The following is a 16,915-nucleotide window of genomic DNA, read 5'->3' as shown; positions in this document are numbered from 1 at the left end:
CAGAGGGGATCTTCTCATTCCTATTTCAAACTACCCGCAATCTCCGTAAAGATAACTCCAAGTGCATGTGCACCTGCATCTGGATAGCCTAAGCTTCTTTCACCAACTGTACCAGCGCGGCCCATGCGAGCTACGATTTCTTTCGTGTACTCTGCGCCTTTAACGGCTGCTTCTGCACCTTTTTCAAAGGCAGTTTTTACGTCTACTTCGTTTGAGGCGCTATCTAACCAAGAATCTACACATGGAGCAAGTGCGTCAACTAATGTTTTGTCACCAACTACCGCTCCTCTGCCGAATGATCTTTCACCGATAGATTGTATGCCTTGCAGTGCTGCTTGCAACATTTCAGCGAATTCTTTCACTGTTAACTCACGCTTCTCGCCTGCTGCTTTACTAGCTGCGCGGAATGCTCCGCCCCAAATTGGACCAGAAGCGCCGCCGCAATGTTCCATAATAATCATCGAACAACCGTCAAGGAATGATCCAATCGTTACATTTTCTTGTTCTACAATCGAATGCCACTCACGTTTTAATTGCTTAAATCCTTTTGCAACACTCATTCCGAAGTCGCCGTCACCTGCATGTGTATCTAACTCACAAAACGGTACTTCATTTTTAATAATAATATCGCTCATTTTATCAACGAGATAAATTATGTTGTTTAATGTGATGACATTATTTTTAATCACAGCGTGCTCTTCCGCTGTTTCTAGTTCAAAGGAAACTTCCTTCTCTTCTGTTTCTTCAAGTACATTCACGTACTCTACACTTTCAACTGGTCCATCTACTTTAAACGCTGGTGTATTACATTCTTTTGATAGTAATGTTTTTAGCTCGTCATCTAACTTCATTACCGTTAAAGACATACCAGCCATATCAATACTTGTCATATAGTTACCGACGAATACTCTATTAATTTTAATGTTTCTTGCAGCTAGTTCTCTCGTAACGGCGTTGTTAAATAAGTAAAGTTCTTGCAGTGGTGTTCCGCCAAAACCGTTAACTAGAAGTGCGATTTCCTCGCCATCTTTTACTCCTAAATCTTTCATTAAATCATTTGTCATACGGTTAGCTAATTCATCAGCCGACAGCATTTTTTCACGCTTAATTCCTGGTTCGCCGTGAATACCTACGCCGTATTCCATTTCATCTTCCGCAAGTGTGAAAGTAGGTGATCCGCTCGCTGGAACTGTACAAGACGTTAACGCTAAACCGATTGTGCGCACGTTAGCCGCTGCTTTTTCTGCTACAGCTTTCACCGCTCCTAAATCCATACCTGCTTCCGCTGCTGCGCCGGCAATTTTATGAACTAAAATAACTCCCGCAACGCCGCGGCGTCCTACTGTATATAGGCTATCTTCTACCGCAATATCATCGTCCACTTTTACGTAGTCGACTTCAATTCCATCTTCCGTCGCTAAATGCGCACCGTTTTTGAAATTCATAATATCGCCGCTATAATTTTTAATAATTAATAACGTACCTTTTTTACTAGCTGTCTCTTTAATCGCTTGGTAAACTTGAATTTGCGAAGGAGAAGCAAACACATCTCCGCACACTGCCGCATCTAACATTCCTTTTCCGACTAATCCTGCATGTGCCGGCTCATGGCCACTACCGCCGCCGCTAATTAATGTTACTTTATTTTCGTTCATTTCTTTCTTCTTAATGACTTTATATTTTTTCAAAAGCTCAAGCTCTGGGTGAGCCATAACCATTCCGTTGCACATTTCCATTACTAATGTTTCTGGTTTGTTTATAATCTTTTTCATTGTAGTTCTCCCTCAATTCCTTTAATATATTGTGATATATTTGAAATCTTCTTCTTACTACTCATGTTAAAATGAAAGCGTTTTATAGTAAACGGACAAAATGGACAATCTGTCTAAAGACACCGCTCTCATTTATGGGTAGGATTTTTATATTAATAACATTCTAGGGATGATTTAGATGACCTCTTCTATAATTTCTAAAAAGATAATCGCGAACTCATTGAAGTATTTAATGGAAACAGAGTCGTTTCATAAAATATCAGTGAGCGATATTATGTTACACTGTCAAATGCGTAGGCAAACTTTTTATTATCATTTTAAAGATAAATTTGAACTATTAAGCTGGATTTATAGAGAAGAAACGAAAGAAAATATTATAGACTTTCTCGATTATGAAAAATGGGAAAACATTTTCGATTTATTATTTGATTACTTTTATGAAAATCAAAAATTTTACCGAAATGCTTTTAAAGTCATTGAGCAAAACTCGTTTAATCACTATTTATTTGAGCATACGAAAAACTTATATATGAAGATTATTGATGAATTATCTGTGAGCTGTGGATTCAGCCTTTCTGATGAGACCAAAAATACGATTGCCTCCTTTTATAGTCACGGCTTCGTTGGAACGATAAAAGATTGGATTGAAAGCAAGTGCGAAGTAGATCCATCCGTTATGTCTTCTCTTATGAAAAATATGATAAACAATCAATTACTACTATTACTTGAGCAATCAGCAAAGTAATTAAAGGGTGGCAAAAGCAATGAAAAAGATTATGAATGATGTACAAAATATCGTTCAAGATATGCTGCATGGCTTTTATTTTGAACATAACGACAAAGTAAATTACGATGAAACAAATAACATCATTTATGTAAAAGATATCGAAAAAATGAAGCAAGACGTCGCTATTATAAGCGGCGGTGGTAGCGGACATGAACCTGCTGATATTGGTTATGTAGGAAAAGGTATGCTTACAGCGGCAGTAAACGGCAATATTTTCACTCCGCCTACAGTGGAACAAATTGTAGCGGCAACCCGCCTCATACCAAAAGATAAAAGTATACTATTCATCATCAAAAACTTTAAAGATGACGTAGAAAACTTTCTAGCAGCAAAGCAAATTGCTCAAGAAGAAGGAAGAAAAGTTGACCATATCATCGTAAATGACGATGTTTCAATTGAAGATGATGCTTCCTTTAATAAAAGAAGACGCGGCGTAGCTGGCACTGTTTTCGTTCAAAAAATATTAGGTGCGGCCGCTCTTGAAGGTCACTCTTTAGAAGAACTAACAGCACTCGGCCATTCTATCACTGAAAACTTACACACATTAGGAGTTGCCCTTTCCCCTGCCAACGATCCAGTAAAAGGAAAAGCTTCATTCACATTAAACGAAGATGAAGTGTTTTATGGCGTCGGCATTCACGGAGAAAAAGGTTATCGTAAAGAAGCACTATCCTCTTCTGAAATATTAGCGATCGAACTGATGAACAAACTAAAAAGTATTTACCGCTGGAGAAAAGGAGACAACTTCGCTATCCTTATTAATGGACTCGGCGCAACTCCATTAATGGAACAATACATTTTCGCAAACGACATTCGCCGTTTGTCTGAACTTGAAGGATTGCAAGTGACATTCGTAAAGGTTGGTACGCTGTTGACTTCTTTAGATATGAAAGGTGTTTCGCTCAGTTTGCTTAAGGTAGTGGATTTGGATTGGATGAAGTGGTTGAAGGCGGATGTTAGAGTGGGTAATTGGTAAGTAAAAATCATGATGATAAAAGCCTTTAACTATAACAAGTTAAAGGCTTTTTACAAATTGAAATATCGCACGAGCGTTCAAAAGAAATTCGTAATCACCTCACTGAATGATGACAGGTCTTCCAAATAAAGCTGGATGATAAATTAACATCGCCCCTACAAATGAACACACTAAACAAAAAACAGCCTCGTATTTTATAACTAGAGAAGAGTTGGTATCAAGCTTTTTCCCCTCTCTTCTTAATATCATTTTAAAAGCTCTATATAATAAATATCCAATAATCGCCCCGAGAGTGTTCGTAAATAAATCATCAATATCTGTAATTCTATTATTTAGTAATTGATTTAACTCAATTGCCAATGAAAAAAAGAATCCTGCACATACGGTGTTTTTCATTTTTCTAAAATGCGGCCAAATCATCGGTAATAAAAAACCTAACGGCATAAACAGTACGATGTTCAAAAGATACGTAGTACTACCTGCCGTATCAAATAGAGTCAAATTGATTTGACTTACACGAATCCACGTTTCATATCTACTTATATCCCATACAGTCGCGATTTGCGTCACCTTATACACTAACGAAAGATAGAACAGAAAAACATACACCCACAAAAAATGCCGAATAGATATAGTTCTTTTCGCTTTAAAATAAACTCCAATTTGAAACACAATACAAAACATAATAGTAAAGAAATAAGTATACAAATAACTAATCAAAACTCCTGTATCCATGTAGAATCCCCTAACTTTACATTTTCATCTATGACTTTGTCTTTTTTAGTCTCCTTCATGATGTAACTCATTTATAGGATAGGAAAAACTTTTAAAATAAAGAGTGGGGTAAATATAAAATTTTTCTTAAATCTTCAGTTGGGTTTTATTATTACTCTTCTTAGGCATCCGCCATTGATAGCTAGGCAACAACATGCTTAAACCTAACAATACTATCATTTTTGCACGTAATCCTCGTAGTACTTTAACCGATAAAGCATATATAAAATCATGTGACTCGTTTGTTCAGTTAAAACATGAAATTAATAAATATATGACGTACTATAATCACTCTTGCTATCAATGGAATTTAAAGAAGATGACTTCTGTTTGCATACAGAAATCATCTTTTTTAGGTTGCCTAACTTTTTTTAAAATGTCCTTTACAAAGGGTACAGATCAAGAGCACCTTATTCCTATTCGAGGGGATCAACTATACCTTCTTCCCTTAAAATCACACAAATCCATTTACAAATCTATAAAAGTAGATATAATATCCTTATGGAACCTTCATTAATTTATAAAGCATTGTCAAATGAAACAAGATGTCAAATTCTATCATGGTTAAAAAATCCAGAAAACCATTTCGACGAAAAACCTTATTTAGAACAAGGGATTAATTTTCAGATTGGAGTGTGTGTAGGAGATATTCAGCTTAAAACTGGCTTAGCCCAATCGGTTATTTCTAGTTATTTATTAACTATGAAAAAGGCAGGACTACTAGACTCTGACCGAATTGGAAAATGGACATATTATCGTCGAAATGAAAAAACAATACAAGCGTTTTCTGAATACGTTCAAAATGAATTATAAAGTAAAAGCAAATAATCAACCTACCATTGATTATTTGCTTTCACACATTCTGCTTTTATATAGCTGCCCAATACATTCTTTTTAAAACTTCGCTACCTATAAAAGAAAGAAACATAGAAAGGAGCATCTTTTTTAACATATCATATCTAGTTATTTAGATATCTGTTTTTGTGTTTAACATTACATAATTCTAATACTATTGACATCCAATCATGCTCATTTCCTTGTTAATAAATCGATTTCACTTTCAAAATAATAAGAAGAATGGAGAGTTTTACAAATGAAAAAAGTAAGTCCTTTACTTATTCTTACACTAGCAATAGGGGTGTTTGGAATTATTACTACCGAGATGGGTATTGTCGGTGTATTACCACAAATCACTCAGAAATTTGGCATTTCAACTGCACAAGCAGGGTTTTTAGTAAGTATATTCGCACTAGTCGTTGCTATTTCTGGTCCGTTTTTAATTCTGCTCGTCTCTAGTATTAATCGTAAAATAATTTTATTAATAGCAATCTTTGTTTTTGTTATTTCAAATATAATTTACGCTTATACAACACAATTTGAAATCATGCTTATTTTTCGTATTTTACCTGCAGCACTTCACCCACTCTTCTTTTCAATCGCTCTTGTAACTGCTGCTAAACTTGTCCCTCCTGAAAAGAGTGGTCAAGCGGTTACAAAAGTTTTCATGGGAATTACGGTTGGCTTTGCACTAGGTGTACCATTAACCTCTTACCTTGCAGATCAATTTTCATTAGAAATTGCTTTCTTATTCGGAGCGCTTATTAACGCCCTTGCATTCATTGGAATACTAATCTCACTTCCTTCTATGCCCGTTAAAGAAAAAATGTCTTTCGGCAAACAAATTCGTATACTCGGCAAACCAGGATTATGGTTAAATATTTTAACTGTCACATTCCTTTTTGCAGCCATGTTTTCCGTATACAGCTACTTCGCCGAATACCTTGCGAAAGTAACTTCCATGAATGGATCGCTCATCAGTATCATGCTATTCATATTTGGTATAGTTATGATTTTAGGCAATCATTTATTTGGTAGTCTTCTGCAAAGAAGCATAGTAAATACAGTAATATCGTTCCCTATTTTATATTCTATTGTTTACATATTGGTTTATTATTTAGGTCCTTATCTTGTTCCAATGATTTTTATGGTATTCATTTGGGGAATCGTGCATGCTGGTGGATTAATTGTTGGTCAAACATGGTTAATAAGTGAAGCAAGAGAAGCACCCGAATTTGGTAATAGCCTATTCGTTTCATTCTCAAATCTTGGAATTACTCTAGGAACAACTATTGGAGGCTGGTTCATTTCAAACTTAGGTATTCATCAACTTATTTGGAGTGGATTTATATTTACACTACTTTCATTTCTATTAATTATAATAAAACTAAAATTTTTCACTTCTAATAACCTAGCTTCATTATCAAGCTAGTACATTTTCAGTTCCAAACTGGATAAAAAACATTATACAGTGAAACTTTAATCAGCTCTCACCAATCGGGCATTTATGGGCAGCCCGGCAAATAGTGGGATAAATTCTATATAAAATACTGGTTATTCTTCTTATAAGATTTTATAAACTATAAAGTATGACACTCAGAGCCTTTAGCTATAAATACAAGTTAAAGACTTTTTATATAAAAACAGCTTTAAAAGGTGCTAATTTTATGGAACATCATCAAAATAGAATACTAAAAAAAGGCTCCATTGCTGGAGCACTCAAAAAATAATATAACTAAACGAATTAAAACAAGGAACAGACAATTAAAATATACAAATAAAACATAAATAAATCTATATATATGTAATATTACATATAAAAATCCTATTTATCACTGCTATAATAAACTTACTCGATGATTGTTATATTATTCATAGGTTAAAAGCAATAAGTTACCTTCTTAACACCAATTTACAAAGAAAAAAAGACATCTTAATTGATGTCTTTTTTTATTTTCCAAAGGACCTGCTCAATTATTGCGTAAAAAACATAAAGTAATTTGAATCCGTTAAAATACATGAGTGTACCCTTGTTTTCCCCTCTTATTAAAAGGAGGAACTATTATGGGTTTTGGTGGTAGTTGCGGCGAAGGCTGCGGTTTTGCTGGAGGATTTGCTTTATTAGTTGTACTGTTTATTTTATTAATCATCGTTGGAGCTTCTTGCTTCTGCTAAAAAACTATCAGAAAAGACACTCTTATATGGGTGTCTTTTCTTTATAATAAAGTGAAACTTTATTCCTCCGCATCCCTCATACTGTAATACCCCAAATTAATAATAACCAAGAAATACCCACCCATAATTCCGGCAGCGAATGTCCACATGAATTCATGGTGTTCAATTTCATACATAATAATCGCACCTAGTATTGCGGCTGCAAACCGATTTATCATTCCGAGCATCGGTGCTTTTTCTTTTTTTACAATGCTATCTCCGAACTTTTCAATACGCCTTCCTAAAATCCAGGCGCAGTACATACTCACCAAAAGGCCAATGCTTATCCCTACAAACTGGGCTGAAAAAGGTGTCACGAGCCAGCCCAATAACATTACGCCTAGCAAACAATACATTTGTATGTTAAACGATTTTAGTGCCATACGAATCATGTTATTCTCCTTTATCTTTCTCATTGTAATTCCGTATCATCAGTCCAATCTTCCAGGCTTCAAGCTTTCAGCTATATCTTTTTTAAAATGAGGGAATTTGATTTTGCTCACCATTAAATAAGCGAGTGCGCATGTACCAAACGCCACGGAAACTGGATTCTTTAAAAAACATAAAATGAGGAGACACATTGCCGCAAATGGAATCGGCATGCCGATAAAGGTCGGGAGTTTGCTTTGCTGTGTGTTAAATCTTGCAAGCCGAAGCATTCCGCAAATACTATAAGCAAGCGCACATATCATCCCGATAGACTGCAAATCTTTTAACGAAGTACTATATGCAAGAATAGATGGTGCCACACCGAAGGTCACTAAATCCGCAAATGAGTCTAGCTCTCCGCCTATTTCCGAAACAGAATCAAGTTTCCGAGCGACCATGCCATCAAACAGATCAAGGACCATACCTGTAATAATGAACATAACTGCACCGTACATCTCGTCAACGAAAACAGCATGAATAGCCAAAAGCCCACATATAAAATTTGCTATCGTAATCATATTTGGTATGAAACTCATAATACACTTCTCCTCCTTTCTACTAATTGCTCCATCTAAATTCTTACTCATTACAATCAAGATCCTTCTGCTTTTCTTCCAATATCACTTTATTTATTTTCGTTAACGTATCGGTCATTTGCTCTAGGGCATTTATATCGATTTTAGAAAAATATTTCTCAATTAATACATCATCTAACTCCGACAACCGCTCTATATACTTACTACCGTTTGGACCAAGTGTAAGAAAATACTCCCGTTTATTATTAGGGTTTACTTGTTTTGAAATCATCTTCTGTTTCTCCAATTTGGATAAAACTTGGCTAACGGCACTTTTTGATACATTAAAAGTAGTCGCAATGTGATTTGCCGTCGTGTTTTCATTTAAATTAATATGAAATAGCATGCTCTCTTGCTGTCCTGTAAGACCGAACTCATCTTTTAACTCCTGGAATAGTAAAATGTAGAATTCATTATAAGCTCGGTTCATTTCATTAATTACTTCTTTATACGTTCTAGTCATAGCGTTATTCCTCCATGCTTTTATTTCGCTTAATAGTTAAGTTCACTTAACTTAACTATAGTATACCGTTATGTTCGTGTAAAGGGAAATATCGCTCTACACTTTACTCACAATGATACAAAAAAGAAGACACTCTTCTAAAACAAGTTTAGTCGCTTCTGTCTCACTGCTTTCCTCATCCAAATACTCGGTAAGTCATTCTGAATAATCAAAAAGAAAATCAATAAAATTCCATATAGACCCATTACTGGTTAAAATGTTATAATGGAATTACCCTACATAGTTACTCATAGCCAGACTGAGGAACTAGCGTCTTATTAAGTAATGCGCATAACTAAAATAAAAAAGACACTTTACGGTGTCTTTTTTATTTATATTCCTAGGAATTATCTCTTTTATAAACAGACTCTATCAAACAGTAAAGGAGACTAACAGATGGAACATCCTGTTGCAAGACAATTACGTTTTATACGGGTATGTCTTATCATTTTGATTATTTTCATTGCGTTTTGGGACCGGGAGAAAACTGTAGAAAGCGATTTAAATTGTCTTTTCTTTATAAACTACATCCAAAAAGTTGGATAGCTTCTTTTACTACTCATGTTATTGATGAATAAAGCAATAACTACAATAACTACGGAACCAATTAAAACTGGTGTTACTAAATAACTCCAACTATTTGCCCCTAAAATAACGATAATCGGATCGGCCCCTGCCGGAGGGTGCGTCGTTCTCGTTAACATCATAACGGCTATTGCCATCCCCACTGCTAAAGCAATTGTCCAATATTCATTCCCAAACAAATGATATATTGATAGACCGATGAAAGTTGAAATCAAATGTCCTCCAATAATATTACGCGGCTGAGATAATGGCGCATTCCAAACTCCAAATGCTAATACACAACTCGCCCCAAATGGAGCCATTAATAATTCTGTAGAGGTTATGCTCGTTAAATATGTTAAGGTAAGAATTGTTAAAAATCCCCCTAGTAGTCCTGTTAAAGAGTCCTTTATATTTACTTGTAATGGACTTCTTCCTTTCCCTTTCATTTTTGTAAAATATCGTACACTTATTGGTTGAGGATCTTTCTGCTTAGTTGCTGTTATATTATCCATCGTTCTCCTCCTTTATTTACCAACAATTATAACTCGACATAACTAACCTGTAAATATCAATTTTAGAGGTTAGTTAAAGAATAAAAAAAGAATCAACTGTTATAAGTTGATTCTCTAGACTTCTTCAAATTTTCGATCCTGAAATTTTGCTACCTTTTTCCGGTTCCCACATATTTTCATAGAACACCATTTTCGTTTCCCACTCTTATCTATAAATAATAAAACACAGTCAGGATTTGAACACCTTTTAAGGAAAATAAGCTTATTTTCTGCTATTAACGTTAAAGCATCAAATGCAATTAACGATGCGAGTATATCCTCGATTTCTCCAACCGGGATAGATACTAGCTGCTGTTCAATGATTTTATATGTAAATGGTGCCTTCTCAATTTGTTTTTCTAAATACGTAATAAAATCATTAGAAATCTCTTGTTGATCAGCAATTGCCTCAAACTGTTTTCTCAGTACTTCTCTTACCTCTAATATGCTAGATGTAACTTGATTCGTGCGCTCTTGAATCCTTATAAATGTTTTTTCATTCCAAAAAGGAAGATTAACCTTTATTACATGTAGCCATTCTAATACATCTTCATTTGTTATTAATAAATCATAACGTTGTCCACGCCTAACTAGCTCTGTATTTACTAAATCTAATGAGAGATTTCCAGATATAAGCGGGAATTGTTTTTTGTCCTGCATGTACTCATCACCTTCTCTTTAAATAATCATATTCCAAATTAATACAGCAGTGCAACTTTTTTATAAACTACAAAGTATGAAGATCAAAGCCTTTAGACATAATTACGACTAAAGGCTTTTTGTATGTAAGTAAATGAAAAAGGAGCTAATTTTATGGAACATAATAAAAATGGAATACTTGCTTTAATTGTTTTATTTTTAGGATTAGTGTTTTTTGTTAGTGGAATGGTTTATCATTTATGGGGCTCATTTTAATTTCAACTTTTAGACGGATAAATAACTCGAATCAGAGAAATGCACAATATTTTCCCTTTTCCTTCCAAAATTAATATAATAAGATATAAAATGTAATACATATAAAGACAAATATATAGCACTCATTAAAGTGCTTCTATTTTGGAAGGAAGAAACGATGAACAAAAAGTTATTAGCCCCATTATTATGTAGCACATTCTTGTTTGGAGTATCAGCTTGCGGTTCACATGATGCGCCTGCGAAAAATGAGCAGGCGACTTCTAAAAAAACAGAGAATGACAAACTTAGCAGCAAGGATTCGCAAAAAGAACTTCCTACCAATGTAGATTCCTCTGATGTATACATGTCAATGGGATCTGCCGAGTCATTAGATGTTATAGGGACTGGAGAAGTTAAAGCACAAGGTGTCTTTAAAGTATTAGACATCGCAGTTTATAATCGTAAAGAAGAACCCATTACACTAGATATTAACAACTTTAAATTAATTGATGGATTTGGAAGAGAATATCACATTTCTAATGAATATCAATCCGTACTTAAAGCTGCAAATACGTCTACATTTAAATTTGGTATTGTTAACCCTGATGAACATTCGGACGGAAACATTGTATTCGATGTACCGAAAAACACGCGAGGATTAACTTTAAAATTTAATAATGATAAGTTAGATAAAGAGCTCCAATTAAAAGTGGAATTGGAATAGGCAAAATAAATACGTCTCCCTTAACATTCTCTACTAACATAAAAAAGTACAGTCTTTTCTACAGCAGACTGTACTTTTTCATTTATCATTTCACATAACATTCCCTAATTTTTTTGACTAGCTGCTCTCCAATCACGAAAAGATGTTGGGCGTCCAGAAAAAGCTCTTTGCTTTGTAACAGATGGTTTTTCTTCAGGAGTCATTGTTTTTTCTTTAAGAGTCGCTGGTTTTTCTTTAAGCGTCACTGATTTTTCTTCAAGAATAGTCACAGCTGTTTGCATTTTCTCTAACTGTTCTTTCAACAATTGTTGTTCAATCTTTAAATCCGTAAGTAAACGTAAAATCATCTCAGAATTAGCCATAAGATCCTCCTTCCCCCAATACACAGAATAAAATACAATATGTAGCAGACGAAATACCGGTGACAAAAATAAGTTCGTCAACTCTTTTTAACTTCCAAAATCCTTTTATTTTTTTAAGGACCTGCTCCATTCACCCTTAAAAACATAAATTAAATTAAATCCATTAATAAATGGTCTTTATGGAAGGAGGAGTTAATATGGGCTATGGAGGTAGTTGTGGTGGAGGCTGTGGTTTCGGCGGCGGATTTGCCTTACTTGTTGTGCTCTTCATCTTATTAATCATCGTTGGCGCTAGCTGTTGGGGCGGCGGATTCGGCTGCTAAGGAGAGGCACTCTTGAGAGTGTCTTTTTTTTGATATGTGGCTCGTATACATATTGTTCAAATCTATATAATTTTTAAAAATATAGTTTTAAAGCATATTTCTCAATGAATAAAACAACTTAACATGGTAAAATAATATTTGGATGGGAGTCCAATATATTATTAAAATTAAGATGGTTCAAGTCGAAGGAAGGCACCTTAGGGTGTCTTTTCTTTATGACTTCTAACATCAATAAAGGGTGGTACAAACTATTACATATGTTTGTACCACCCTTTATTGATGCGTTTAGACTTCACAGGTTTTGAAGTTTTAGACTTCTCCCTTAGTGTACCCATATTATTAGAACATCCTGTAATCTGTAGACAAAATGTAGCTAATAAAAACAATATTAATAATTTCTTCAATAAATCCTCCTACATACATAAAACACCATATGTTACAAAACAAACATAACATCAACTCTTCATAAAAACAATATAATCCTTGGTCCTTAAGCTATCTCTTAACATAGGAGTACTTCTACATATTCATCAAGCTAAGATTTTAAAATATCCCCTACTTAAGGAATTTGTAAGTATCAAGTAAGAAAAACGAGAGCTTTGTTTCTTATAATCAAAATATAAAGTGAAGGAAGAAAGATTATTTCTGGGATTAATATGCATGTGACAAGAGAAGAAATCTACGTTTTTTTAGAATAATAATATGAGTATGTCCAAGTTTTGGAGATTGCTTGCAAATATTTTTAAGTTTTCGCACCAGAACCCTAATTACCCTACCTGTTTTTTACCATCACATATTGGAGGTTAAAACATGAATAAAAAAAAGAAAATACAAAGATCAGCACTTACCTTTACCCTACTCTTTTCTTTAGGCGTTTCATCTTTCCCGCTTACAACAACTATTCACGCAGATACACGTGAGAAACAATCTGCTGAAAAGAAATTAATCTCTTTAACGGAGCGTACATCATTATTTTTTGAATATCTCCAGCAAGGTAAGTATGCAAAGGCACTACAGTTGACGTCTACTGCTTTTCAATCCAAATTTACAGCAACCACATTACAAAACTGGTGGACACAAAGTGGCTGGAGCGGGATAAAAAGCATGGGAACCCCCGTGATAAAAGAACGAAACTCGGTCCATCAGACGGTGGAAATTCCAGCAGCTACCGAAGGAACTACCATACCGCTACTCCTTAAATTCACACCTGGCGGGAAAGTAGATGAAATTGGAGAAAGGCCACCCGAGGAATATTTTACCATCCCCCATCCTAGCTATGATCAACCTGACTCCTATCAAGAACGTGAAATCGTCATTGGAAATTCTACCTATCCGTTACCAGCGACATTAACAGTTCCGAAACATAAGCGTGGTGAAAAGCTGCCCGTAGTTGTTCTTGTTCATGGTGCTGGCATCCATGATCGCGATAGCACATATATGGGAACTAAGATCTTACGCGACCTTGCGGTGGGCCTTTCATCCAACGGAATTGCAGTGTTGCGCTATGAAAAACGTACCTTAGAACATGCATTAAAGATGAGTGCAGAACCTGTTACGTTAGATCGTGATACTACAGATGATGCTATCTATGCAGCAAAATCAGCAGCGCAGCAGGAAGGCATTGATCCAAATAATATTTTCATTCTTGGACATAGCCTAGGAGCCGGCACAATGCCGCGTATACTGAGCAAAGCGCCTTCCTCACTTGTCCGAGGAAGTATCTTACTCGCACCACCTGCACGCCCTTTGACTGACATTGCCATTGATCAGTATCAATACCTTGGGGAGTCAAAGGAAGTAATCGATGAATTAAAAAGACAGGTCGCTTTTATCCAGGATCCTGCTTTCAATCCTGACCATCCTCCAGCTGGCTACAATTTTGGGTCACCTCATTTTATGTATGATGTTTCTAGGTGGCGTCCAGTTGAAGAAGCACAATCACGAAAAGAGCCTTTACTCATTTTGCAAGGAGCACGCGATTATCAAGTAACAGTAAAAGATGAATATACAAAATGGCAGAAAGGACTTTCAAACCGCGGGAATGTTCAGTTCAAAAAATACCCGAAATTGAATCATTTCTTCACGGAGGGTGACGGGGAATTAAGTCTTCCTAGTGAATACGAAATTCCTGCTAATGTTCCCGAGTACGTCATCCAAGACATTATTACATGGGTTAACGAGACAAAAAAATAAGAAAACATCAAAAGCCTTCATGCAATCATCATTGCGTGAAGGCTTTTTGAAACTAGTGATTCAGAGATAGCTATTATAATGGATCAAAACGAAAATTATATTTTTCTACGTACTAAATAAAACGCTAAGGAACCCATAATAACAGGTGCAACGAAGTCAAAGAAATATGAAAAAGAAAAATTAAAAAGAAAAAGAAATGGTATAAGTGTATAGATAACTGCTAGTCCTATAAATAAAGGAATTCCAAATTGAAACTCTCGACATCGTTTAATTTTCCTATATAAGACTTCCCCAATTAGACAAGCTATAAGAGCTGGTATACTACCATAAGTGACGATAGTTTTTATGAACCCCTGTAAAACGTCTGGGTGAATAAAGCTAGGATTAAAAATATATGAAATTAAGAACCATCCAAAAATAAAAGCAAATAGACTTGCAGCATAACTAACTACAAATTTTATCAAAGTAAGCAACGTAATCATCCTCACAATTCCCTAATATTATCTTCATTTTATCATTTTCTCTTAAAAAGATTCCAAAAGGGTATACTTGCCCTTCAGCTTTCTTTTTTAACGCTTGTTCAAGACGTATTTTTTGATGTTATTCTGTATAAAAAACTTTTGGGAGCAACCTGTTCTGTTAGGTTGATAGCGATGGGGTGCCGCCAGCATTTCGAAAAAAATCACGCTAAACAAAAAACTATAACAAACTTTCCATATGGGCAACTAAATTACATAAAAAAAGACACTCTAAGGTGCCTTTCTCCGACTCGATAACCACTTTAATTTTACTAATGTGTATTGGACTTTCCATCCTCATCAATGAATGGAAAGTAGAGATGCTTCAATTATGTACCGATCTGGAGCGTCTCCTATATAGTCAAAAGGATAACAAGTTGTTAATGTTAATGTTGGCTCACTTTTTTCTACAATAACTGTTCGATCTTCTGAATCTGTTATCCAATGCTTGTTAATTTCATATGTATATGTTTTATTTTCATATTCCACGATAAGTTGGTCATTTTCCTTTAATTGACCAAGCTCGGTAAAAACAGTATCTCTATGTCCACTTAAAACTGTATGACCATTTCCAGATGGTGTAGTAGTTAAGTCACTAACAAACATACCTACACCCTTTTTTAGTACTTTATCATCGGCTCCCCAATATATAGAGTATTTCTTTTGTATTTTAGGGATAATTAAATATGCTACTTTATCTCCTAACTGATGGTTTACCTTTGAAGCAGGAATTTGTACAGGTTCTTCTTGTAATGAAGTGTCAGTCTTTATCTCTGTCTCTATTTGATTGATGTTTTGCTTTTCATTTTCTTTAGAAGGTGTGGAGATCTCATATTGTTTAGCCTCGTTAGTTGTCAACGACTCTGCTGATTGTCTAGCACTATACCATTCTAGAAAATAATAAGAAAAGATAGTAAGTCCAATAACAGTTAAACATAAGCCTATCCATTGTTTTTTATTCACTCTTATCACTCCATTTGAAAACGACAGGATTTCTCCTGCCGTTTTAAGGAACTATTTTATGCGTTTGTCTTTTTACGACGGAACATTAATACAGCTCCAGCTAATGCTAATCCTAAGCTTGCTAGCATCATTGTAACACCGTTTGATGCTGTATTAGGTAATTTTTCACCTTGTTTTTTTGTTTCTTTTTTCACAACTGTATTAGTATTTTTCTTTGTTTCTTTTGCAGTTGTTTGAGGCTTAGTTTGTTCTTGTTTATTATTTGTTGTTTGGTTGTTTTGTTTTGAATTCTCTTGCTTAGTATTTTCTTGTTTAACAGGTTCTTGTTTAGTGTTTTCCTGTTTAGTATTTTCTTGTTTAGGTTGTTCTTGAGGTTTAGTAGTTTCTTTATTTTCTGTTGTAGTATTTGTGCTCTTTGGATATTTATAATCCTCACATGGAATGCCGTCTTTATCATTATCTAAACGGTGCGGATCATTTCCAACACCATATCCATTTTGATCCCAGAATGCTTGAGCATCTTGTTGACTTTTAAAATGGCCACAGTTTTTTGTATCATTAGGACTCTTAGCTGCAAATGCAGAAGAACTGTACCCCACTGTTAATAGTGTTACCGCTGTTGCTGAAGCTAATAATTTTTTCATAAATTTCTTTATCCCCCTAAATGGCATGTATTTACATTGAAATATTTTACATTTAAAAAATTAAAAATACAATAATAATTTGTAGATAAATGTAAGATTTCTAGATAATAATACCAAACTATTAATTCGTATATTGTCATATTATGTCGAAAGAAAATAAAAAAAGAGCCAAGGCCCTCTTTAATAACTACTAATAACCATAATCACTATTCTCACAGTAATATGAATTTGATTTATCACAACAAATATATGTTATTTGTTGGATAAATAATGGAATCAGTAAAGCGTTAGCTGTAGTAGCATTTGAGAC

Annotated in this window: 19 protein-coding genes and 3 pseudogenes; 10 read left to right on the top strand and 12 right to left on the bottom strand. The window is 34.7% G+C overall.

The window, feature by feature from the left end; translation table 11 throughout:
* Nucleotides 1–20 precede the first annotated feature (20 nt).
* Nucleotides 21–1,772, bottom strand: a complete 1,752-nt coding sequence (dhaK, locus tag DN400_RS10620; RefSeq protein WP_065228396.1) for a dihydroxyacetone kinase subunit DhaK — start codon at nucleotides 1,770–1,772, stop codon at nucleotides 21–23.
* A gap of 178 nt (nucleotides 1,773–1,950) precedes the next feature.
* Here dhaK and dhaS point away from each other — a divergent pair, with 178 nt between their 5' ends.
* Together dhaS and dhaQ are read left to right on the top strand one after the other, a co-directional pair.
* Entirely contained in the window at nucleotides 1,951–2,517 is a 567-nt protein-coding gene (gene dhaS, locus DN400_RS10610) for a dihydroxyacetone kinase transcriptional activator DhaS (protein ID WP_000204213.1), read from the top strand.
* A 19-nt stretch (nucleotides 2,518–2,536) separates the two neighbouring features.
* The gene (dhaQ, locus tag DN400_RS10605; RefSeq protein WP_065228395.1) at nucleotides 2,537–3,535 is read left to right on the top strand and encodes a DhaKLM operon coactivator DhaQ; all 999 of its coding nucleotides are present in this window, start codon (nucleotides 2,537–2,539) and stop codon (nucleotides 3,533–3,535) included.
* Nucleotides 3,536–3,634: 99 nt separating this feature from the next.
* Here dhaQ and DN400_RS10600 read toward each other — a convergent pair whose 3' ends face one another.
* A complete protein-coding gene (locus DN400_RS10600) occupies nucleotides 3,635–4,270 on the bottom strand; it encodes a VanZ family protein (protein ID WP_065228394.1) in 636 nt (211 codons plus the stop codon).
* A gap of 244 nt (nucleotides 4,271–4,514) precedes the next feature.
* Here DN400_RS10600 and DN400_RS10595 point away from each other — a divergent pair.
* The 4 genes and pseudogenes from DN400_RS10595 to DN400_RS10580 all read left to right on the top strand — a co-directional run.
* Nucleotides 4,515–4,665 (top strand): annotated as a pseudogene (locus tag DN400_RS10595) (IS3 family transposase); the annotation flags it as partial.
* A 145-nt stretch (nucleotides 4,666–4,810) separates the two neighbouring features.
* Entirely contained in the window at nucleotides 4,811–5,122 is a 312-nt protein-coding gene (locus tag DN400_RS10590; protein WP_000433732.1) for an ArsR/SmtB family transcription factor, read from the top strand.
* Nucleotides 5,123–5,402: 280 nt separating this feature from the next.
* A complete protein-coding gene (locus DN400_RS10585; RefSeq protein WP_065228393.1) occupies nucleotides 5,403–6,578 on the top strand; it encodes an MFS transporter in 1,176 nt (391 codons plus the stop codon).
* Between the two features lie 632 nt (nucleotides 6,579–7,210).
* Nucleotides 7,211–7,321, top strand: coding sequence for a YjcZ family sporulation protein (locus DN400_RS10580; protein WP_000505669.1), 111 nt, complete (start codon nucleotides 7,211–7,213; stop codon nucleotides 7,319–7,321).
* Between the two features lie 59 nt (nucleotides 7,322–7,380).
* On the opposite strand, the gene DN400_RS10575 is transcribed toward DN400_RS10580, so the two are convergent.
* From DN400_RS10575 to DN400_RS10565, 3 genes are read right to left on the bottom strand one after another with little or no spacing between them, the layout of a single operon-like run.
* A complete protein-coding gene (locus tag DN400_RS10575) occupies nucleotides 7,381–7,752 on the bottom strand; it encodes an ATP synthase subunit I (protein ID WP_000620577.1) in 372 nt (123 codons plus the stop codon).
* Nucleotides 7,753–7,791: 39 nt separating this feature from the next.
* A complete protein-coding gene (pssA, locus tag DN400_RS10570; protein WP_139062862.1) occupies nucleotides 7,792–8,376 on the bottom strand; it encodes a CDP-diacylglycerol--serine O-phosphatidyltransferase in 585 nt (194 codons plus the stop codon).
* The gene (locus tag DN400_RS10565) at nucleotides 8,369–8,827 is read right to left on the bottom strand and encodes a MarR family winged helix-turn-helix transcriptional regulator (RefSeq protein WP_000198941.1); all 459 of its coding nucleotides are present in this window, start codon (nucleotides 8,825–8,827) and stop codon (nucleotides 8,369–8,371) included. The genes pssA and DN400_RS10565 overlap by 8 nt, the downstream gene beginning before the upstream one ends.
* A 435-nt stretch (nucleotides 8,828–9,262) precedes the next feature.
* Between DN400_RS10565 and DN400_RS30275 the strand changes: the two are divergent.
* Nucleotides 9,263–9,361, top strand: a pseudogene (locus tag DN400_RS30275) (YmzC family protein); the annotation flags it as partial.
* Nucleotides 9,362–9,390: 29 nt separating this feature from the next.
* On the opposite strand, the gene DN400_RS10560 reads toward DN400_RS30275, so the two are convergent.
* A complete protein-coding gene (locus DN400_RS10560) occupies nucleotides 9,391–9,945 on the bottom strand; it encodes an HPP family protein (RefSeq protein WP_000368840.1) in 555 nt (184 codons plus the stop codon).
* A 114-nt stretch (nucleotides 9,946–10,059) separates the two neighbouring features.
* Entirely contained in the window at nucleotides 10,060–10,644 is a 585-nt protein-coding gene (locus DN400_RS10555; protein WP_003312696.1) for a CGNR zinc finger domain-containing protein, read from the bottom strand.
* Between the two features lie 412 nt (nucleotides 10,645–11,056).
* Here DN400_RS10555 and DN400_RS10550 point away from each other — a divergent pair, with 412 nt between their 5' ends.
* Nucleotides 11,057–11,602 carry a DUF4352 domain-containing protein gene (locus tag DN400_RS10550; RefSeq protein ID WP_061655465.1) on the top strand — a complete coding sequence of 182 codons (546 nt, stop codon included), beginning with the start codon at nucleotides 11,057–11,059 and terminating at the stop codon, nucleotides 11,600–11,602.
* Between the two features lie 104 nt (nucleotides 11,603–11,706).
* Here DN400_RS10550 and DN400_RS10545 read toward each other — a convergent pair whose 3' ends face one another.
* Nucleotides 11,707–11,964, bottom strand: coding sequence for a hypothetical protein (locus DN400_RS10545; RefSeq protein WP_000013692.1), 258 nt, complete (start codon nucleotides 11,962–11,964; stop codon nucleotides 11,707–11,709).
* A 197-nt stretch (nucleotides 11,965–12,161) separates the two neighbouring features.
* On the opposite strand from DN400_RS10545, the gene DN400_RS10540 reads away from it, so the two are divergent.
* Complete coding sequence (locus DN400_RS10540; protein ID WP_000540377.1) at nucleotides 12,162–12,287, top strand: YjcZ family sporulation protein; 126 nt, start codon at nucleotides 12,162–12,164, stop codon at nucleotides 12,285–12,287.
* Between the two features lie 810 nt (nucleotides 12,288–13,097).
* The gene (locus DN400_RS10535; protein WP_147801675.1) at nucleotides 13,098–14,480 is read left to right on the top strand and encodes an alpha/beta hydrolase; all 1,383 of its coding nucleotides are present in this window, start codon (nucleotides 13,098–13,100) and stop codon (nucleotides 14,478–14,480) included.
* Between the two features lie 95 nt (nucleotides 14,481–14,575).
* Here the strand turns inward: DN400_RS10535 and DN400_RS10530 are convergent, their stop codons facing one another.
* From DN400_RS10530 to DN400_RS10520, 4 genes and pseudogenes are all read right to left on the bottom strand, one after another.
* A complete protein-coding gene (locus DN400_RS10530) occupies nucleotides 14,576–14,962 on the bottom strand; it encodes a hypothetical protein (RefSeq protein ID WP_000631589.1) in 387 nt (128 codons plus the stop codon).
* A 28-nt stretch (nucleotides 14,963–14,990) separates the two neighbouring features.
* Nucleotides 14,991–15,110 (bottom strand): annotated as a pseudogene (locus DN400_RS29690) (GNAT family N-acetyltransferase); the annotation flags it as partial.
* Between the two features lie 188 nt (nucleotides 15,111–15,298).
* On the bottom strand, nucleotides 15,299–15,961 hold the full coding sequence (locus DN400_RS10525) for a class D sortase (RefSeq protein WP_065228392.1): 663 nt from the start codon (nucleotides 15,959–15,961) through the stop codon (nucleotides 15,299–15,301).
* Nucleotides 15,962–16,017: 56 nt separating this feature from the next.
* Entirely contained in the window at nucleotides 16,018–16,605 is a 588-nt protein-coding gene (locus DN400_RS10520; RefSeq protein WP_000734535.1) for an excalibur calcium-binding domain-containing protein, read from the bottom strand.
* Nucleotides 16,606–16,915: the final 310 nt, after the last annotated feature.

The organism is Bacillus sp. AR8-1, assembly GCF_008042345.1.
GTDB lineage: Bacteria > Bacillota > Bacilli > Bacillales > Bacillaceae_G > Bacillus_A > Bacillus_A cereus.
Note: the sequence above shows the minus strand (reverse complement) of the source record. Positions and strands in the feature narration are given on the sequence as shown.